This is a genomic window from Candidatus Cloacimonadota bacterium, assembly GCA_011372345.1.
GTDB lineage: Bacteria > Cloacimonadota > Cloacimonadia > Cloacimonadales > TCS61 > DRTC01.
On the sequence record DRTC01000534.1, the window covers coordinates 1 to 2,243 of the forward strand.

A 2,243-nucleotide genomic window follows, 5' to 3' on the forward strand; every position below is an offset into this window, starting at 1 on the left:
AAAAAGGAGAATTATGAAAATTGCAGTAATCGGTTCCGGTGGTAGGGAACATGCTATTGCCTGGAAATTATCTCAAAGTAAAAAAGCGGAAAAAGTATTTGTTCTGCCTGGAAATGGTGGAACTGAAAACAATATTCCAATAAATGTAAATGATTTTAAAGAAATCAAAAAATTCTGTGAAAAGGAAAAAATTGATTTGATCTTTGTTGGACCGGAAGATCCGCTGGCAAATGGAATTGTCGATTATTTCAAAGATTCTGAAATAAAAGTTTTTGGACCCGATAAAAAGGCAGCCCAATTGGAAGGCTCAAAAATTTTCGCAAAAAAGTTTATGCAAAAATATGGAATTGCAACGGGAGAAAGTAGTTCGGAACTTGTTCCGAAATCCAATATCAATTTTAAACCGGATCGAAACAAGTTTCGATCTACAATTCAAAATATGAACGGTAACTGCGTCATTAAATACGATGGTTTGGCAGCCGGAAAAGGCGTTTTCGTTTGTTCAACCATCGAGGAAGCAGAACAATCAGTTTCTGAAATAAAAGAAAAATATGGAGAAGATGCTCCATTTTTAATCGAAGAAAAACTGGCAGGATCTGAAATTTCTATCCTCGCTTTTACGGATGGAGAAAACTATCAGCTTCTGCTTCCTTCCCAGGATCATAAACAACTTCTGGACGGAGATAAAGGACCGAATACAGGCGGAATGGGAGCTTTTTGTCCGGTGCCGTTTTACACTGAAAAATTGAAAGAACAAATCAAAGAAAAAATTATCGAACCTACGATTGCAGGATTGAAAAAAGAAAATTTCAATTACAAAGGTGTTATTTATTTCGGATTGATGATCACCAAAAGCGGTCCGAAAGTTCTGGAATATAATGTTCGTCTTGGTGATCCGGAAACTGAAGTTGTGCTTCCTGCTTTTAAAGGAGATTTATTAAAACTTGTTCTATCTTGTTTTGACGGTACTCTGAAAGATTATAAAATGGAATTTTTTGATGATTTCTTTATTGATGTTGTTCTTGCTTCCGGTGGATATCCGAAATCATATCAAAAAGGATACGAGATCATAGGATTTGAAGATGTATCCGAAGAAACTCTGATCTTCCATGCGGGAACGAAAAAAGAAGATGAAAAAATCTTATCGAATGGCGGGAGAGTTCTAAATGTAGTTTCACGCGGAAAAACACTGGGAGAAGCGATTGAGAAAGTATATCAAGAATGCCGGAAAATCGAGTTCAACGATGTATATTTCAGGAAAGATATCGGCAAACGAAAACCTTGAAAATGGTCTCTACCAGAGGAATTCTTTCAATTGACCTTTTCAATGGCTGGAAAAATGAATATCCAATGAAACACACCTTCCTCCGGCAGTTGCCGGAGTACTCCTCTCAAGAGGAGATTTTCTTTGCGTTCTTTGCGTCTTTCCACCCTCCGCAGTTGCATTTCTACGGAGGACGGGTGCGGTGAATAAGAGGAGTTATGAAGAAAATCTTAATTATGATCACTGGTCGCGGCAGCAATATGAGAGCAATTGCTGAAAATGCTCAGAACGGAATCTTGAAAGATTACTGTGAAATTACGGAAGTATTTTCCAACAAAAAAGATGCTCCAGGATTGGAGATTGCTGCAAATTTTGGTTTGGAAACTTGTGTCATCGAATCAAAAGGGAAAAAGCGAAAAACATATAATTCATTATTATTGGAACATCTCAAAAAGAAAAATCCCGACTTCATTATTTTGGCTGGTTATATGAAAATAATTGCTCCCGAAATCGTACAGGAATTTCCAAACAGAATAATTAATATTCATCCTGCTGATACTGCTTTACATCAAGGTTTGCACGGTTATGAATGGGCGTTTGAGAATAAACTGAAAACAACAAAAGTTACAGTTCATTTTGTTGATGAAGGATTGGATACAGGAAAAGTGATTGGAAAAAAAGAAGTGGATATTTCGGAATGTAAAACCATCGAAGAAGTGGAGCAGAAAGGTTTGAAGATCGAGCATCGGTTTTATAGTGAGTGTTTGAAAGAGATAATGAAACCTTGAAAATGGCTTCTGCCAGAGGATTTCTTTCATATTAGCCTTTTCAATGGTTGATGATGATAACGATGTGAACAATTTGAACCGTTGAAAAAGTATAGCAAGAAGAGAATTCTTTTAAAACTTTTTCAAGGTTAGGGATAATATGAAAAAAATAGCAATTATAGATTTTGGTGGACAATACACACATCTCATAG

Annotated in this window: 2 protein-coding genes; both read left to right on the forward strand. The window is 36.3% G+C overall.

What is annotated here, in order from left to right; translation table 11 throughout:
* The first annotated feature begins 13 nt into the window (after positions 1-13).
* On the forward strand, positions 14-1,285 hold the full coding sequence (gene purD / locus ENL20_10185; GenBank protein ID HHE38924.1) for a phosphoribosylamine--glycine ligase: 1,272 nt from the start codon (positions 14-16) through the stop codon (positions 1,283-1,285).
* Between the two features lie 197 nt (positions 1,286-1,482).
* Positions 1,483-2,052, forward strand: a complete 570-nt coding sequence (purN, locus tag ENL20_10190) for a phosphoribosylglycinamide formyltransferase (protein ID HHE38925.1) — start codon at positions 1,483-1,485, stop codon at positions 2,050-2,052.
* The last annotated feature ends 191 nt before the right edge of the window (positions 2,053-2,243 follow it).